Source organism: Pseudomonas sp. GL93, assembly GCF_003408955.1.
Taxonomy (GTDB): domain Bacteria; phylum Pseudomonadota; class Gammaproteobacteria; order Pseudomonadales; family Pseudomonadaceae; genus Aquipseudomonas; species Aquipseudomonas paracarnis.
Genome location: NZ_NKRF01000113.1, coordinates 24,049 through 40,829, shown reverse-complemented (window position 1 = coordinate 40,829; position 16,781 = coordinate 24,049). Strand labels below are relative to the sequence as shown.

16 protein-coding genes are annotated in these 16,781 nt (G+C 60.9%); 11 read left to right on the top strand and 5 right to left on the bottom strand.

What is annotated here, in order from left to right; genetic code table 11:
• Nucleotides 1-629: 629 nt before the first annotated feature.
• The 4 genes from CER19_RS24255 to CER19_RS24235 all read left to right on the top strand — a co-directional run bounded on the left by CER19_RS24255 (nt 630) and on the right by CER19_RS24235 (nt 3,961).
• Complete coding sequence (locus CER19_RS24255) at nt 630-938, top strand: DUF6124 family protein (RefSeq protein WP_116668270.1); 309 nt, start codon at nt 630-632, stop codon at nt 936-938.
• A gap of 204 nt (nt 939-1,142) precedes the next feature.
• Complete coding sequence (locus CER19_RS24250) at nt 1,143-2,084, top strand: ornithine cyclodeaminase family protein (RefSeq protein ID WP_116668269.1); 942 nt, start codon at nt 1,143-1,145, stop codon at nt 2,082-2,084.
• Between the two features lie 117 nt (nt 2,085-2,201).
• Nucleotides 2,202-3,335, top strand: a complete 1,134-nt coding sequence (locus CER19_RS24240) for an FAD-binding oxidoreductase (protein ID WP_116668267.1) — start codon at nt 2,202-2,204, stop codon at nt 3,333-3,335.
• The gene (locus CER19_RS24235; protein ID WP_116668266.1) at nt 3,335-3,961 is read left to right on the top strand and encodes a transcriptional regulator; all 627 of its coding nucleotides are present in this window, start codon (nt 3,335-3,337) and stop codon (nt 3,959-3,961) included. The genes CER19_RS24240 and CER19_RS24235 overlap by 1 nt, the downstream gene beginning before the upstream one ends.
• Before the next feature lie 158 nt (nt 3,962-4,119).
• On the opposite strand, the gene CER19_RS24230 is transcribed toward CER19_RS24235, so the two are convergent.
• Together CER19_RS24230 and CER19_RS24225 are read right to left on the bottom strand one after the other, a co-directional pair.
• Complete coding sequence (locus CER19_RS24230; protein ID WP_116668265.1) at nt 4,120-4,896, bottom strand: ABC transporter substrate-binding protein; 777 nt, start codon at nt 4,894-4,896, stop codon at nt 4,120-4,122.
• 174 nt (nt 4,897-5,070) lie between these two features.
• A complete protein-coding gene (locus CER19_RS24225; RefSeq protein WP_116668264.1) occupies nt 5,071-6,570 on the bottom strand; it encodes a CoA-acylating methylmalonate-semialdehyde dehydrogenase in 1,500 nt (499 codons plus the stop codon).
• Nucleotides 6,571-6,678: 108 nt separating this feature from the next.
• Here CER19_RS24225 and CER19_RS24220 point away from each other — a divergent pair, with 108 nt between their 5' ends.
• From CER19_RS24220 to CER19_RS24195, 6 genes are all read left to right on the top strand, one after another.
• The gene (locus CER19_RS24220) at nt 6,679-7,608 is read left to right on the top strand and encodes a LysR family transcriptional regulator (protein WP_116668263.1); all 930 of its coding nucleotides are present in this window, start codon (nt 6,679-6,681) and stop codon (nt 7,606-7,608) included.
• Nucleotides 7,609-7,780: 172 nt separating this feature from the next.
• Nucleotides 7,781-8,239: a (2Fe-2S)-binding protein gene (locus CER19_RS24215; protein WP_014718046.1), complete on the top strand. Its 459-nt coding sequence runs from the start codon at nt 7,781-7,783 to the stop codon at nt 8,237-8,239.
• On the top strand, nt 8,239-10,476 hold the full coding sequence (locus tag CER19_RS24210; RefSeq protein WP_116668262.1) for a molybdopterin cofactor-binding domain-containing protein: 2,238 nt from the start codon (nt 8,239-8,241) through the stop codon (nt 10,474-10,476). The genes CER19_RS24215 and CER19_RS24210 overlap by 1 nt, the downstream gene beginning before the upstream one ends.
• A 16-nt stretch (nt 10,477-10,492) precedes the next feature.
• Nucleotides 10,493-11,833, top strand: a complete 1,341-nt coding sequence (locus CER19_RS24205) for a cytochrome c (RefSeq protein WP_116668261.1) — start codon at nt 10,493-10,495, stop codon at nt 11,831-11,833.
• A gap of 469 nt (nt 11,834-12,302) precedes the next feature.
• Nucleotides 12,303-12,629: a hypothetical protein gene (locus CER19_RS24200; RefSeq protein ID WP_116668260.1), complete on the top strand. Its 327-nt coding sequence runs from the start codon at nt 12,303-12,305 to the stop codon at nt 12,627-12,629.
• 126 nt (nt 12,630-12,755) lie between these two features.
• Nucleotides 12,756-14,627, top strand: coding sequence for a D-arabinono-1,4-lactone oxidase (locus CER19_RS24195; protein ID WP_116668259.1), 1,872 nt, complete (start codon nt 12,756-12,758; stop codon nt 14,625-14,627).
• Nucleotides 14,628-14,746: 119 nt separating this feature from the next.
• On the opposite strand, the gene CER19_RS28855 is transcribed toward CER19_RS24195, so the two are convergent.
• Complete coding sequence (locus CER19_RS28855) at nt 14,747-14,896, bottom strand: hypothetical protein (RefSeq protein ID WP_164919367.1); 150 nt, start codon at nt 14,894-14,896, stop codon at nt 14,747-14,749.
• A gap of 197 nt (nt 14,897-15,093) precedes the next feature.
• On the opposite strand from CER19_RS28855, the gene CER19_RS24190 reads away from it, so the two are divergent.
• Nucleotides 15,094-15,297: a hypothetical protein gene (locus CER19_RS24190; RefSeq protein WP_178088127.1), complete on the top strand. Its 204-nt coding sequence runs from the start codon at nt 15,094-15,096 to the stop codon at nt 15,295-15,297.
• Between the two features lie 2 nt (nt 15,298-15,299).
• Here the strand turns inward: CER19_RS24190 and CER19_RS24185 are convergent, their stop codons facing one another.
• Nucleotides 15,300-16,139 (bottom strand): DNA/RNA non-specific endonuclease, encoded by an 840-nt coding sequence (locus CER19_RS24185; RefSeq protein WP_116668258.1) that lies wholly within the window; start codon nt 16,137-16,139, stop codon nt 15,300-15,302.
• Between the two features lie 208 nt (nt 16,140-16,347).
• Nucleotides 16,348-16,773, bottom strand: coding sequence for a response regulator (locus CER19_RS24180; RefSeq protein WP_116668257.1), 426 nt, complete (start codon nt 16,771-16,773; stop codon nt 16,348-16,350).
• Nucleotides 16,774-16,781 lie beyond the last annotated feature (8 nt).

The window sequence follows — 16,781 nt, the reverse complement described above, 5'->3', positions numbered from 1 at the left end:
AAAGCGCAAAAGTAAGCAAAACGCTCTTGCCCCACCACTCGGCACCTCGCCTAGGCTCGGTGTGCCCGTAATCCGCCAGTGATTTGGGGGGCCGCCGCCACGCGCCATCCATGGCGCGGGGCGGCTAAACCGGCATCCCTGCCGGTTTACCCCCCAAATCACTGTCGAATTCCGGCCAGCGTGGTTTAACGGGGCGCCTGAGATCAAGATCAAAAGCAGATCAAGAGCAAGAGCGGCTCGCTTCGCATCGTGGTTACCGCCGATCGCAGGCAAGCCACATTGATCGCATTGCACGCTAGGGTTAGTGGCATTTGGTCATGGTTTGTAAAGGGCCAGCAAGGCGTGTCCCTTTAAATTGCAGGACGTTTCCTAGACAATCCTTGCCGCCTTGTGCCTGCTGGAATCGGTGGCTAGTCTGCGGTCCGTCACTGCCAAATCAGTGATCGGGTTTAGTCGCCCGGTTTGAGAACAGGCGCATGCTCCCATGAAGCTTTATGGTGGCTGTGCGCAGGGCGCCCTCGGGCGCGCCGGGTTCCTGTTCTGTCCGGTCGACTAACCTGCGTACAGCCGCCACCTTCGTTTAGTCGCGAAAAGTGTCAGCTCCTTGATATTCAGACAGGAACTACACCATGAACAAAGTACTACCCGACCCACCCATCGATCCCGCAAAAGACCGCGCCGCGTTCAACCGCGCCATCGACCATTACCTGCCTACCCAAGGCTTCCATTGCGTCAACGAAGACCTGAGTTTCGAAGACGCCCTGCTCTACACCGCCAGCCTGCTCGACAGCGCTTCAGCCACGGCACTCGATTGCGGTGAGCTGCTGCAAAGCCCTGAACGGGCGAAGATCCTGGCGGTGTGGCATCTGCTGGAAATTGCAAAAACCACGGTAGATCGCTCCATCGAGTGCCTGACCGATACCGAAGCCACTGCCTGACTGTAGGAGCGAGCTTGCTCGCGAAAAACTCACAGGCGCTGCGTTTATTCAGGAAGCACGCGTTATCGTTGACGTTTTTCGCGAGCAAGCCCGCTCCTACGATGGGTGGGGGGACAGCGCCCATAAGCCTCATTTTTCCCTCGGGTTATTGCGGATAAAAACTAAAAGTCCATAATGGACAAATTAGTTTACCCGGAGAACCCCATGTCCACGACGCCCCTCGTTATCGACCAGGCCCAGGCCCGTACCTTGCTGGCTCAAGTCGACGTGCCTTTGATCCTGCGCAAATTGTTTCGCGACCTCGCCGCCGGGCAAGCCGTGCAGCCGCCGCAACAGTGGGTGGAGTTTCCCCAAGGCGCCGGGGATTTCATCAACTACCTGGGCGTACTGGCCGAAGACGGGGTGTACGGGGTCAAAACTTCGCCTTATATCGTGCGTGAACAAGGCCCCCTAGTGACGGCCTGGACCCTGTTGATGTCAATGCACAGCGGCCAGCCGTTGCTGCTGTGCGACGCCGCTGAATTGACCACCGCACGCACCGCCGCCGCCACGGCCTTGGCGGTGGATGCGCTGGCCCCGGCGGCGGCGCAACGCCTGGCGATCATTGGCAGCGGCAAGGTCGCCCAGGCGCACCTGCGTTATGTACAGAACCTGCGCGACTGGCAGCAAATCCGCCTGTACTCGCCAAGCCTGGGCAGCACCAGCGCCGAAACGCGCGCGCAGTTGGCCAGCCTGGACCCGCGCCTGAGCCTCGTCGCAAGTTGTGAAGCGGCCCTGGAAGACGCGGATGTGATCCTGCTGTGCACCTCGTCCGCCGGGCCGGTCATCGACCCCTCGCGCCTGAGCAAACCCGCGCTGATCACCTCCATCAGCACCAACGCACCGCGTGCCCATGAAGTGCCGCCGCACTGCCTTAACCAGATGCACGTGTTCTGCGACTACCGCCAGACTACCCCGGATTCGGCCGGTGAGATGCTGATCGCCAGCGAACAGCACGGCTGGGACAAACGCACGATTGTCGGCGACCTGCCCGAATTGTTCAGCGACATGGCCCAACGTCCCGACTACGATCGTCACGTCTTTTTCCGCTCCATCGGCCTGGGCCTGGAAGACATCGCACTGGCTAATGCCCTGTACCGACTGTAGGAGCGAGCTTGCTCGCGAAGACCTCACAGGCACTGCGGTCACACAGGATGGGCGCGTTATCGTCAACGTTTTTCGCGAGCACGCTCGCTCCTACAAGGCTTATTTCAGGAGATCTCCATGAGCCAGGCAGACTTCATCATCATCGGCGGCGGCATTGCCGGCGCATCCACCGGGTTCTGGTTGTCGCAGCACGGCAAGGTTCTGGTGCTGGAGCGTGAAAACCACCCGGCCTATCACTCCACCGGGCGTTCGGCGGCGCTCTACACCGCCGCGTACGGCACCCCGCAAGTGCGTGCGCTGACCTTGGCCAGCCGGGCCTTCTTCGACCAGCCACCCGCAGGCTTCTGCGAACATCCCCTGCTGACGCCCCGGGGCGAAATGACCGTTGATTTCAACGGTGACCCGGCCGAACTCGACAGCCAGTACCTGAGCGCCAAGGCCACCGTGGCGCAGGTGCAGCGCCTGACGGTGGATGAAGCGTGTGCACGCTTGCCGATCCTGCGCCGTGAAAAAGTCCACGGGGCAATCTACGACCCCACCGCTTGTGACATCGACACCGACGCCCTGCATCAAGGCTACCTGCGCGGTATCCGCCGCAACCAGGGCGAAGTACGCACCGACAGCCATGTGCTGGGCTTAAGCCGCGACGCCGACGGCCTGTGGCAGGTGCGCACCCAGGATGCGATCTACACGGCGCCGGTCATCATCAATGCCGCCGGAGCCTGGGCCGACCATATCGGCGGGCTGGCGGGCGCAGCGTCCATCGGCTTGCAGCCCAAGCGCCGCTCGGCCTTTGTCTTTGCTGGCCCCGAGGGCGTGGACAGCCACGACTGGCCGATGCTGGTGGCCCTCGACGAAGCGTTCTACATGAAACCGGATGCCGGCATGTTCCTCGGCTCACCGGCCAACGCCGACCCGGTAGAACCCCAGGACGTGCAACCCGAAGAACTGGATATCGCCATGGGCATCTACCAGATCGAGGAAGCCACCACCCTGACCATCCGCCGCCCCACGCGCACCTGGGCCGGGCTGCGCAGTTTTGTGCAGGACGGTGATTTGCTGTCGGGCTTTGACCCGCAAGTACCAGGGCTGTTCTGGGTGGCAGCGCAAGGCGGCTATGGTATCCAGACCTCACCGGCCATGGGCCAGGCAAGCGCCGCCCTGGTGCGCGGCGAACCGCTGCCGGAGGCACTGACCCGGTTCGGCCTGGACGCTGGTATGCTCTCCCCGGTCCGCCTGGAGCCCCATTGATGAACACTGCTGAACAAGACAAGGTCATGCAGAACTTCCGCGCGATTGCCGATGCAATCGCCACGCTGTTCTTTCCCCATGCAGAAGTGGTGTTGCATGACCTGCGCACGCAAACCGTGGATTACATCGCCAATAACCTGTCCAAGCGCAGCCTGGGTGACGACTCGTCCCTGGAGGACATGCTCGACGGTGACGTCAGCGAGGTGAATATCGGCCCTTACGAAAAGCTCAACTGGGACGGCCAGAAAATCCGCAGCCTGAGCACCGTGCTGCACGACCACAAAGGGCACAGGCTGGCTGTGTTGTGCATCAACCTGAATATTTCAATGTTTGAAACGGCCAAGGCGGCGCTGGATTTGTTCCTGTCGCCGAGCAAGCTGATCGCACAGCCGGACGCGCTGTTCCGTGATGACTGGCAGGAACGCATCAATACCTTTCTGCATGCCTGGCTGCGCGAGCGTCAGTTGAGCCTGAACCTGTTGACCCGCGACCACAAACGCGAACTGGTGCTGGCGCTGCATACCGAGGGGGCATTCAAGGGCAAGAGCGCCTCCAACTACGTGGCCAATGTGCTGGGTATGGGCCGGGCGACGGTCTACAAGCATTTGAAAGAACTCAAGGGCTGACCCCTTTCTGACGACAACGCCGATCCCTGTGGGAGCTGTCGAGCCCCGGCGAGGCTGCGAAGGGGCCGGCAAGGTCAACATTTTCATTGCCTGACCCACCGCTTTCGCAGCCTCGCTAAAGCTCGACAGCTCCCACATTGACCGCGTCTTTGCCTGCGTCAGTCGCCGTAGATATCGGCCTTGAAGTACTGCTGTGAAATCTTCTGGTATTCGCCACTGGCGCGAATGCCGTCGATGGCCGCGTTCAATTCGCTGACCAACGCTGTATTGCCTTTGCGCACGGCAATCCCCGAGCCCTCGCCCACGTATTTCGGGTCCTTGAGTTCCGGGCCGACAAAGGCATAACCCTGCCCGCGCGGCATCGACAGGAAGTCGTTCAGGGGGATGGTGTCGGCAAAGATCGCATCCAGACGCCCCGCTGCCAGGTCCATGTAGATTTCTTCGTTATTGCTGTAGCGCTTGACGTTGATGCCCTTGGGTTCGAACACCTCGGTGGCATAGCGGTCGGTGGTGGTGGCGCGCTGTACACCGACGTTCTTGCCCTTGAGGCTAGCGTACTGGTCATCCACCACGGCGCCGTCCTTCATCACCAGACGCGAGGAGGTGAAGTAGTACTTGTGGGTGAAATCCACCGACTTCTTGCGGTCTTCGTTGATGGTCATGGACGACAACGCCATGTCGATCTTCTTGACCTTGAGGGACGGAATCAGCCCGTCGAACTCCCCTTCGATCCACACGCACTTGACCTTCATTTGCGCGCACAGGGCGTTGCCAATGTCGTAGTCGAAACCCACGATCTTGCCGTCGCCGGTCTTGGAGGCGAACGGCGGGTAGGCCGCCTCAATGCCAATACGCAGGGTTTTCTCGGCGGCCAGCAGGTGGCTGGAGGCAAACAGGCTCAGGGCCAGGACGGGAAGGAGATGGCGTTTCTTCATGGAGGGGTTCTCGCAAGTTGTTGTTGGTTTGGCAAGAGTGAAGAAAAACGGGCAGCGTCTATTTTGTACTTATAATTCCATACTGGACTTTTAAGTGTTAACCCGTCAACAGGCAAAAAAAATGTGGGAGGGCTTGAGCCTTCCCACATCAGATCCAGCAGCACCGCTTAAACCTTACTTGGACACCGGCATCGCAAACTCCGCACCCTGCTCGATGCTCTCCGACCAGCGCTGCATGATCGACTTCTGCTTGGTGTAGAAGCGCACGCCCTCGGTACCGTAGGCATGCATGTCACCGAACAGGCTCTTCTTCCAGCCACCAAACCCGTGCCAGGCCATGGGCACCGGGATCGGCACGTTAATACCGACCATGCCCACCTCGATACGCCGCGCAAACTCACGAGCAATGTTGCCATCGCGGGTGAAGCAACTGACGCCGTTGCCAAACTCGTGGTCGTTGACCAACTTCACCGCTTCGGCAAAATCGTTGACGCGTACACAGGCCAGCACCGGGCCGAAGATTTCTTCGCGGTAGATGCTCATGTCCTGGGTCACGTGGTCGAACAAGGTCGCGCCGAGCCAAAAGCCATTCTGCAGGCCGGGTTCGGTGGGTACGTAGTCGCGGCCATCGAGCAGCAACTGCGCGCCGGCTTGTACACCCTGTTCAATGTAGCCACTGATGCGTTCCAGCGCGGCCCGCGACACGATCGGGCCCATCTCGGCTTTGAGATCGCGGCCATCGGTGATGCGCAGCAGCTTGGCGCGTTCGCTCAAAGCGGCGATCACCTTGTCGCCCACATCACCCACCAGCACCGCCACCGAGATCGCCATGCAGCGCTCGCCGGCACTGCCGTAGGCGGCGCCCATCAGCGCATCCACGGTGCGTTCGATATCGGCGTCGGGCATCACCACCATATGGTTTTTCGCCCCGCCCAAGCCTTGCACGCGCTTGCCGTTGCGGGCGCCGCTCTCGTAGATGTATTGGGCAATCGGCGTGGAGCCGACGAAGCTCACGGCTTTGACGTCCGGGTGTTCGATCAGCGCGTCCACCGACTCTTTATCACCCTGCACCACATTGAACACGCCCTTGGGCAGGCCGGCTTCATGCAGCAGCTCGGCCATGAACAGCGAAGCGCTTGGGTCAGTCGGGCTGGGCTTGAGGATAAAGGTGTTACCCGCCGCAATGGCGATGGGGTACATCCACATCGGTACCATCACCGGGAAGTTGAACGGCGTCACGCCGGCGACCACGCCCAGCGGCTGGCGCATCGTCCAGTTGTCCATGCCACGGGAGACCTGGTCGGAGTGTTCGCCCTTGAGCAGGTTGGGAATGCCACAGGCGAATTCGAGAATGTCGATGCCACGGTCGACTTCGCCCTGGGCATCGGTGAACACCTTGCCGTGCTCGGCGACGATGATGCGCGCCAGGTCGTCCTTGCGTTCGCGCAGCAGGTGCAGGTATTGGAACAATACGCGGGCGCGGCGGATCGGCGGGGTGTCGGCCCAGCCGGCAAACGCGGCCTGGGCGGCGGCGACGGCTTCGGCCACCGTCTGACGGCTAGCCAGGGCCACGCGCGCGGTGACTTCACCAGTGGCCGGGTTGTAGACGTCCTGATAACGGTCATCGCGGCTGACGCGCTGGTCGTTGATGTAGTGCTCGATGGTTGCAGTCATGGCAGTCGATCCAGGTGGGTGGCGTTGGTCCACACGATAGGCTTTCGCTTTGTTCCTAACCAGAGCAGAATCCAGAACTTATTGTCCTTATATGCGAACAATACACCCATGGAAAAGGCTGAGATCGAAGGGCTGTGGACCCACATTCACTGGCTGTCAGTGCTGGAGGAACAAGGCACCTACACCGCTGCCGCCGCGCGCCTGGGGGTGAGTAAATCGGCGGTGAGCCAGCGCATTTCCGACCTGGAGAAGGCCACCGGCACGCGCCTGGTGACGCGCACCACCCGCAGCGTGCGGCTGACCGATGCGGGGCTGTCGTTGACCCGCGAGGTACGCAGCGCCTACGCGCAGATCGCTCGCAGTTTTTCCTCAGTGCGCGACTCGGTCGGGGAAATACGCGGGCTGGTGCGCCTGACCGCCCCCGTGGCGTTCGCCCGGCAACAACTGGTGCCGCACCTGTCCGGCTTTTTGCAGCAGTACCCTCAGGTGCGTATCCAACTGGACGTCTCTGATGCCTTGAGCTCATTGGCCGCCGAGGGTTACGACCTGGCGGTGCGTCACGGCTTCCAGGTGCCCGAGACCCACGTGGCCTGGAAGCTGTGCGACACCACTTCGGTACTGGTCGCCACCCATGATTACCTGCAACGCCACGGCAAACCCCGCGAGCCGGGCGAGCTGTCGGCCCACAACTGCCTGTTTTACCCACGCGGCACCGACCAGCCCGCCTGGACCTTCGAACGCGGCAGCCGCCCCCTAGAGCGCCTCACCGTGCCGATCGCCGGCAGCTTCGCCACCAATAACAGCGAAGCCTTGCGCGACGCCGCACTCAACCACCTGGGCATCGCCCTGCTTCCGGACTTCAGCGCCCAGGCGGCGCTGGCCGCTGGCACAGTGGTGCGTGTATTGAAGGACTGGACACTCAAAGGCGCATTTGCCGATGAAATTTACCTGATTCGGCCCTACTCACCCCATGTGCCCAAGTCGGTGAGTGCGTTGGTAGCGTACTTGAAGGCGCAACTGTCGGGCGGGTTCCAATAAGTGGGAGCGCAGGCCTAATCCTGTCAAATACTTGCCTGATCCTCTGAACTTGAGGGCAATCGGATAGATAGCCCTTGCGCGTTGGTCTAGAGTTCGACGATGGGCGACTTCCAGTCGCACCGCTCCTATAAGAACTCAGCACCACCAACCGATGATCAGCAGGTGAGCCCGCATGGAATTACGTATCAACCAAAAGGCCTATCAGGTCGATGCCGAAGCCGACACCCCGTTGTTGTGGGTGATCCGCGATAACCTGGGCATGACCGGCACCAAATACGGCTGCGGCCTGGCCCAGTGCGGCGCCTGTTCGGTGCTGGTGGACGGCAATGTGGTGCGCGCCTGCGTGACGCCCGTGGCCGGCGTGGTCGGTCGCGAGATCACCACCATCGAGGCCGTGGAGGCCGATGACGTGGGCAAGCGTGTGGTGGCGGCCTGGGTCGAACATCAAGTAGCGCAATGCGGTTACTGCCAGTCCGGGCAGGTGATGGCGGCCACGGCGCTGCTCAAGCACACCCCCGCGCCGACCAAGGCGCAGATCGACGCGGCGATGGTCAACCTCTGCCGTTGCGGCACCTACAACGCGATCCATGCCGCCATGGATGCCTTGGCCGCCGGGAAGGAGACCGCCTGATGAACACCAACGAGATCATTCCCGGCGTGACCCTGGGCGAACCGGTCAACCTGTCCCGTCGCCGCTTCCTGGCCAGCACTGCCGTGGGCGCGCTGGTGATCGGCTTCGGCTTGCCGCTGGGCACCTCCCGCGTGCAAGCCGCGACCGGCGCAGTCGCTGAACGCGGCACTCAAGTACCCGCCTTCCTGGAAATTCGCCCCGACGGCAGCGTGCGCCTGCTCAGCCCCTTCATGGAAGGCGGCCAAGGCACCCACACCGCCATGGCGCAGATCGTCGGTGAAGAATTGGATGCCGACCCGGCCACGTTCATTGTCGAAGCGGCCCCGCCCGGCGAAGCCTATGTGGTGATGGAAAATGGCCTGCGCATCACCGGCGGCAGTATGTCGGTGCGCATGAGCTACCCGACCATGCGCCGCCTCGGCGCCCTCGCCCGCGCGATGCTGATGCAAGCCGGCGCCGAGCAACTGCGCGTACCGCTCAGCGAGCTGACCACCCAGCCCGGTCGCGTGGTGCACGCCGCTTCCGGCCGTTCCCTGGGCTACGGCGAACTGGCAGGTGCCGCCCTGGATATGCCGGTGCCCGACCCGGCCAGCATTACCCTGCGCGACCCGAGCCAGTTCCGCTGGATCGGCAAGCCGGTCAAGCGCCTGGATGCCTATGACAAATCCACCGGCAAGGCGCAGTACACCATCGACCTGAAAATCGACGGCATGCTCCATGCCGCCGTCCAGCATGCGCCACGCCTGGGCATGACCGTGGGCAGCCTGCGCAACCAGGCCCAGGTGCAAGCCATGAAAGGCGTGCATTCGGTTCACACCCTGCCCGGCGCAGTGGCCGTGGTGGCCGAGCGTTGGTGGCATGCCAAGCGCGCCGTCGAAGCCATCCAGGTGGAGTGGCTTGAAGCCGCCGCCGACTCCACCGTGCGGGCGATGCCGGCGGACTTTTCCAGCGACAAGTACCGCGACTTCCTCGCCGCCCAGCAAGGCCCGGCCCGCGATGACGAAAACGAAGGCGATGTGGCCGGCGCACTGGCCAGCGCCAAGACCCGCGTCGACGCCACCTACCACAACCAGTACCTCAACCATGCCCAGCTGGAACCGCCTTCAGCCCTGGCACGCTTTAACCCCGACGGCACGCTGGAGGTGTGGCTGCCTAACCAGGCGCCGGATATGTTCCGTGCCGATATAGCCAAGCGCACCGGCCTGAGTACTGAGCAAATCACCCTGCACTCACCGCTGCTGGGCGGCTTTTTCGGCCGGCATTTCCTGTATGACTCCGCCAATCCGTACCCACAGGCCATCGCGTTGGCCAAGGCCGTCGGTCGCCCGATCAAGCTGATCTGGAGCCGTGAGGAAGAGTTCCTGCGCGATGTGCTGCGCCCCGTCGCCGTGGTCAAGTTCCGCGCCGCACTCGATGATAAGGGCCTGCCGGTGGCCATCGAAGCGGTCAGCGCCACCGAAGGCCCCACAGAAGCTCTCAGTGGCAAACAAGGCGATCAAATCGACCCTACCGCCCTGGAAGGCCTGTCGGGCAAGAGTTATGCGATCCCCAACAAGCGCATCGCGCAGATCTACGTCAAGGGCGCGCCGATGCTTGGCTACTGGCGCTCGGTGGGTAACTCCCTCAACGACTTTTTCTACGAAGCGTTCCTGGACGAACTGGCGGACAAAGGCGGCCACGACCCTTACGAGCTGCGTCTGCACCTGCTGCGCGACAACCCGCGGTTGACCACCTTGCTACAAGCGGTGGGCGAATTGTCGGGGGGCTGGAAGCGCGGCCCTTATACCGCAGAGGACGGCACACGCCGTGCTCGCGGGGTGGCCATGGCTTCGCCCTTTGGCTCTCACGCGGCGGTAGTCGCCGAAGTGTCGATCGAGAACGGCCAAGTCAAGGTCCACCATATCTGGGAGGCCATCGACCCGGGCAGCATCGTCAACCCGGCGATCATTCAAGCGCAGGTCAGCGGCGCGGTAGCCTTGGGGCTCTCGCAAACGTTGCTGGAGGAAGCGGTGTACGTGGACGGTATGCCACGGGCGCGTAACTACGACCTGTATCCGATCCTGCCGCCCTCGCGTATGGCGCAGGTCCACGTGAAGATCGTCGAGAGCGGCGAAAAGATGGGTGGCATCGGTGAACCGCCATTGCCCGCCGTGGCACCGGCGGTGGTCAACGCGGTGGCACAGTTGACTGGCCAGCGCATCCGCAGCTTACCGTTGAGCCGCCACACCTTCAGCTAACCGACAGGGAACGCCCATGAATAACCGCCGATTCGCAAGAACCGCAGGGTGGCTGGTGCTGCCCTGCGTGGTCGCCGCCGGCCTGCTGGCCTGGTATGTCACCCGCGAGCCTGCCTCGCCTTTTGAACAGCAACAGGCCACGAGCTTCGACCCCGCGTTGGTCAGTCGCGGCGAATACGTCGCGCGCGTGAGTGACTGCGTGGCCTGCCACAGCCTGCCAGGCAAGACGCCCTTCGCGGGCGGCCTGGAAATGGCTACACCACTGGGAGCGATCCACGCCACCAACATCACCCCCGACCGCGAGCATGGCATCGGCGCCTATAGCCTGGCCGACTTCGACCGCGCCGTACGCCACGGCGTAGCACCGGGTGGGCGGCGGCTCTACCCGGCCATGCCCTACCCGTCTTACGTCAAACTCAGCGATGACGACATACAGGCGCTGTACGCGTTTTTCATGAAAGGCGTGCAACCGGCCAACGAACCTAACCTGCCCAGCGGCATTCCCTGGCCGCTCAACCTGCGTTGGCCCATCGCCCTGTGGAACGGTGTGTTTGCGCCCACCGCGACCTATGCCGCCAAACCCGGCCAGGACGCGCTGTGGAACCGTGGCGCGTATATCGTGCAAGGCCCCGGCCACTGCGGCAGTTGCCACACGCCTCGGGGGCTGGCGTTCAACGAAAAGGCCCTGGACGAATCCGGCGCGCCGTTCCTGGCCGGTGCCCTGCTCGACGGTTGGTACGCCCCCAGCCTGCGCCAGGACCACAACACCGGCCTGGGGCGCTGGAGTGAGGAACAGATCGTGCAGTTCCTCAAGACCGGTCGCAACCAGCATGCCGTGGTCTACGGCTCGATGACCGAAGCCTTCAACAACTCCACGCAGTTCATGCAGGACGATGACCTGGCCGCGATCGCCCGTTATCTCAAGTCACTGCCAGGCGATCCGCAGCGTGACGGCAGCCCCTGGCAGTATCAGGCGGCAACAGCACGCCAGGATGCCCCCGGCGCCCATACTTACGCGACCCGCTGCGCCTCCTGCCATGGCCTCGACGGCAAAGGCCAGCCCGACTGGATGCCGCCCCTGGCAGGCGCTACCTCGGCCCTGGCCAAGGAAAACGCCTCCGCGATCAACATCACCCTCAACGGCTCGCAACGCGTGGTCACCGCTGGCCTGCCAGACGCCTACCGCATGCCGGCATTTCGTGAGCAGTTGTCCGACCAGGAAATCGCCGATGTGCTGAGCTACGTGCGCGGTACCTGGGGCAACAACGGTGGCGCGGTCGAGCCGAAGGCGGTGAGCAAGTTGCGCGGGCATACTGACCCCGCGAGCAGCAGCCCGATCATCCTGCATATGCGCTGAGGGAAAGCGTGCAACGCCTCGGGCCATTGACGGACCGAGGCGCTGCATTACCGAAGAGAACAGTTACCGCGACGGCTATTTCCGATATTGGGCTTATAGCTAAATAGTTTTCTACTCAGCCTGGCAGGTCATCCGCACCGCGACTAACCTCACCTCAGTATCAGAAAGGACTCAACCCTGCAGCCAAGGAGGCTATCCCCGCCCAATATCATCATGATGCCCACCAACCTCGTGTTGGCACTCATAAACAACACTTTTAGTCTTATAAATGATGTAGGTCTGTGGTCGTTAAGCCGCTCACTCACTTGACAGTAATCAGTAAACAGGGCGCGAGGCGACCTGTTTGATTTCTGCGTTCACCATCGCCTCCGAGCAGTGCAATCAAGTTATGCAGTAAAAAACACTCTGTCGCCAATAGACAGGGGTCACACGTGCCCATCTCACTTCATTGCTATAACCGGAGATAACTATGAGACAAGTTCAAAAAATCACCGTCAACAACAAAGGCGGCTATGTATTTAACTTTAAAGTCCAATGGCTCCAGAGCGACGGCAAGTGGTATACGTCGCAATGGGGCAGCGGTGACTACCCGGTGGCGCAATCTCGGACCACACCGAATCTTGAAACGATTGGCGTACCCTCCGACGCGCTGGCTGTCACGGTATATGGGCATGCACTGGCTGGGTCATCAGGTCAAGGCACGCCGTTTGTGGGGTTTGCCACCAACGGCCAGATAGCAACTTATGATGCAGTAGGAACAACCATCATTGGTTTTGCAATTAACTTGATCGAATAAAAAAGCTCTTTACGACGGAATACCCGGAACCAACTTTTCGTGACTTGCCGTTAGAAGTTGGCGCCGGCTTCCCCGATTGCACATTCAACCCGTCTGACGTTAAAAATCACGTAACAGGAAACCAAAATGAAACAAGTCGAGCGCATTGGTTGCCTTAACAACGGCCTTTTTGTCATGAACTTTTCGATTCAGTGGCTTGATTCAGCAGGCCAATGGCATACCTCCGAATGGAACAGTGGCAACTTCGAAAATGGTGTGTACAAGGTCAGCCCTTCACTTGCATTGCTCGGTATTCCCGCGGATGCAATTGGCGTCGCACCTTATGTGTCCGCCGTCGCTGGCATCCAGAATCAAGGAGAACCTTTAGTCCAGCCGGCCAACAACGGCAGGCTGGCCGCCTATGAGATAACGGGCACGACCCTGAGTTTCAAGGTTCAGCCGCTACCTTGGAAAAACTGGGCTCAGAACATCGTCGACACCCTGGAAATCGATGGTCAATACTACTTCTCGCCAACCCATCTCGCAGAGCTTCAAGACATTGTTCGCCAGGCCGGCGCGGCAGGCACGACAGTACGCGTATCGGGCCAACGACATGCACAGCCGGCCTTGGTTGCCGAAGACAATCGCATCGCCCCAACCCCCCGCCGCTGGCTCATCGACCTCGCCTGTTACGCAGACTTGGGCCCGAATGGAGATAAGTCTATTGTGCTGGGCACCACCCCAAATACGGTCACCGTTAACACTGGCGTGCGCGAGGATGAGCTGGATGCCTTCCTGACCGCCCATGACTTGATGCTCAAGACTGCGACCGCCGGCGGCTTCTTCAGCCTTGGCGGCATGACCGCCGTCGATGTCCACGGCGCAACCATCCGCGCACCGATTTTCGCCGAAACTGCTTCGGCGTTCACCCTCATGGGACCTGACGGCCAGGTGCGGACCATTGACGCACAAACGCCTGCAGTCGACGGTTGGTCGCCCTTGCAGTTTGCACGCGTCTCCCTCGGTGCATTGGGCGTCGTCACGTCAGTGACACTGGATGTATTGCCCCGCCCATGGGCCACCACATTAAACGCAGGCAAAGAAACAAAAGTTGTCTGTGCTGACGAGCCAACCTTCATCTCCCGGTTCAAGGCGCTGCTTACGGACCATGACCGCGTCGAATCCTTTCTCAATCCGTACACCGACAATTTCCTGATCTTGTGGTGGGACGTGGTTGCTTCCCCTGCGACCCAGGTGCCCAACCTTAAGACAAGCGTGCCCAATGCCTGTGCCCTGGCGGGAGAGAATGTATTCGGGGCGCCCTACCTGATACCGTTTGAACCTATCATCGAGCCGCCCCTCATCGCCGCCCAGTATGGCAATAACACGACAACGGCAAGTGCAATCATTGACGCAGGGTTCCTCACGATCGAAACGCTCTTCGATGAAGCCGCGTCGGTCTACTCCGACTTGTGGCTGACCAAGGCATCACGCGTCATTTTCATGTCTTACTTTATCGAGCTCCCGGCTCTGGATGACGAAGGCCTTGGTAAAGCCTGGCAAGGGCTCGACGCCGTGAAAGCGCGGCTCCAGGACTCCGCCGACTTCCTCGTGGTCGCCCCGCTGGAGTTCCGCTTCGTCCGTGGCGGAGACACTGCATTGGCCGGGACGTACACGCAAACCCCAGACGCTACCTTCGTGAACCTTGACCTTATCGGTTACGTGCCGGCTGTGGCAGCGTCTGACTATCCGGGTCGCCTAATGCACTTTTTTGCGGATATCGAACGAGCCTGGGTTGCCCTGGGTGGGATGCCGCACACCGGCAAGATGTTCGGCTTTTACAACCCTGCTCAACCCTCGGGAACGTACTCTGAGCCGTTCAACCCGCAGTTCCTGAAGGACCTTGCACAGCGCCGCAGTGAAAGAACCGCAGCCTTCAACGCCTTTCGCAAGGCCTGCGACCCAAAGGGAGTATTCCACAACCACTTTGTCGCGACGCTGCTGGGAGACGCGCCGTAGAAGGGGTCTTCCTGATGCAATGCGCTTGCCTGCGAATGCATCGACTCGGTTTAACTGATTAACCGAGGTGTTTGCATCGCAGGCAAGCCAGCTCCCACAGCGTCGGCTGCAAGGCCGCGCTATTTATTTTCGTCCGCCTTACCTTCCTGCATCTGCACCGACGACTGGGTGCCACTGTTGTTGTCTTTAGTGGCGTTGTCGGCGTTGTCAAAACAGCCGTGCAGCATGAACGCGCTGCACAGGCCCAGGCACATATAAAGCTTCTTCATGATGGTTCACCTGTTGGCGAGTGAGTGATATCGGCGCGACGAAAGCACGACTCGTCCGCCCATAACCTATCTGGCTGGAACAGAAGCGCTGGCGTTCAAAAAATAGCCCCTTGGCCGACGAATGGGGGCCGCGTGTTATTCAAATGGGATCACCGAGATCTTGCCGTTGCGTTCAAGAATCGCGAAGCGGACTGGCCATGGTGCTGATTGCCAATGGCCGGATCCCCTTCGATCCCGCCAACCCGAGCGGGTCGGTAAAAATCCTGAACAAGCATTTGCAAGCGTTGGAAGCGGCGCTGCGTGAGCAGGCAAGCACCGGCACGCCGCCGACAGAGATCAGCACACGTGAGCGCCTGGGTAAGAACAGCAGCCGCAGGCCCTCATTGGTGTGTGCCGACTAACGTCAGGCTTTGGTTCGGCTACAACCGATCCGGCTCGGCAACTGGCCCTGCCTGGCCTTCAGCGTGGCCTGCATCGCTTGCGGCAAGGTGTTCCAGAACGTCAGCCCCGAGCGCTCCTCGATGTGATCCACAGTGACCTGGTAATCACAGAAGTCTGCGCCCTTGGGGGTTTCCTGGTTCATCACGAATGAGGCGTACAGGCCCGTTTCCGGCGAACTGCCGACCACGATGATTTTCCAGTAGCCGCTGGGGATGGTGTGCACTTTGTTCGTGCCCGGCAACGAGCCGACGAAATGTTCATACAGCGGCCCGGTAGCCACATACACCTGATCGACGCCTGGCTCCTTGCTGAGGTTGCGCTCCTGATCTTCCAGACGCGCCCACGGCCCCTGGTTAAGCTCGGCCTTTTGCGGGGTGATGTTCGACAGGTAGTTGAGCGTTTGCCAATCGGCCACGCCGGCCATCGACGCCAGGTTGGCCTGATGCCCACGGTCGATTTTAAGCGCGACGTTGGCGCCGTTGTAATCCACCGGGTCCAAGGTTTCCCCGGCTGGAATATCCGGGTCGGTGCGCCAGTCGCGAGAGCGTCCGCTGGCCGCAGTGGTCTTGGTGATCTTGTAGGACACCCAATTGGCAAACTTGGTCGAGCCGTTGTTGTTCAACGTGTAGGCCTGGCGGTTCAACGTCACCGGGCTGCCGCCGGTGGGGCAGCCAACCGCACAGTTATCGAACGGCAAGGGTGGCGCCGGGATGATCGCGGACTGGCGTGTGGGTGTGGTACAGGCGGCCATCAACGGGATCAACGAAAACGCCAGGTACTTGAACGATGTGCTTCCTTGCATGGTGTTACTCCTTGGGATGAATCTTTTAAAAGACTGAATGGCCTCCGCTGATGCGCTTCCTGCGCAAGCCGAGATAACCATTGGATCACATAAACATTTCTAAACAACAACAGCAACCAGGCCCGTAGAGGTCACTGCGTTTATCGATAGGGCGGCGCGTTCGTTGTCGTGATGGTGTGATCAGACATGGGTGTACCCAATGGCGCGTTCAGCGTTGCGTCCAATTGAACGCGCCGTATCCCCTTCCTACAGCATTTCCATCAACCTTTCTCATAAACGCCTCCAGCGCTTGCAGATCAGGCAACGGCGCCGCGCTGATCAGCACGTTGGGCACATGGCACCACGCAAGCGCGGGCGAAGCGCGTTCGCTCTGGCCATAGATCAACACATGACGAATCTGTGGGTTGTCCCTGATGAACCAGAGCAAATCGAATTTCACGCTGTGCGCCAGGGCGGCATTGATGATCAGCACATCCAGCGGCGTATCGCCGAACTCCACAGCACTGAGGACTTCATCCAGCCGGTGTATCGGCGCGATGCGGTAATAGCCCAACTGGTTCAACGCCCGCTCGATTTTCAAGCGGTAGAAGTGCTGTCCATCGGCAATCAGAATACGTAGCGCTTTATTGGTCATGTATCCAC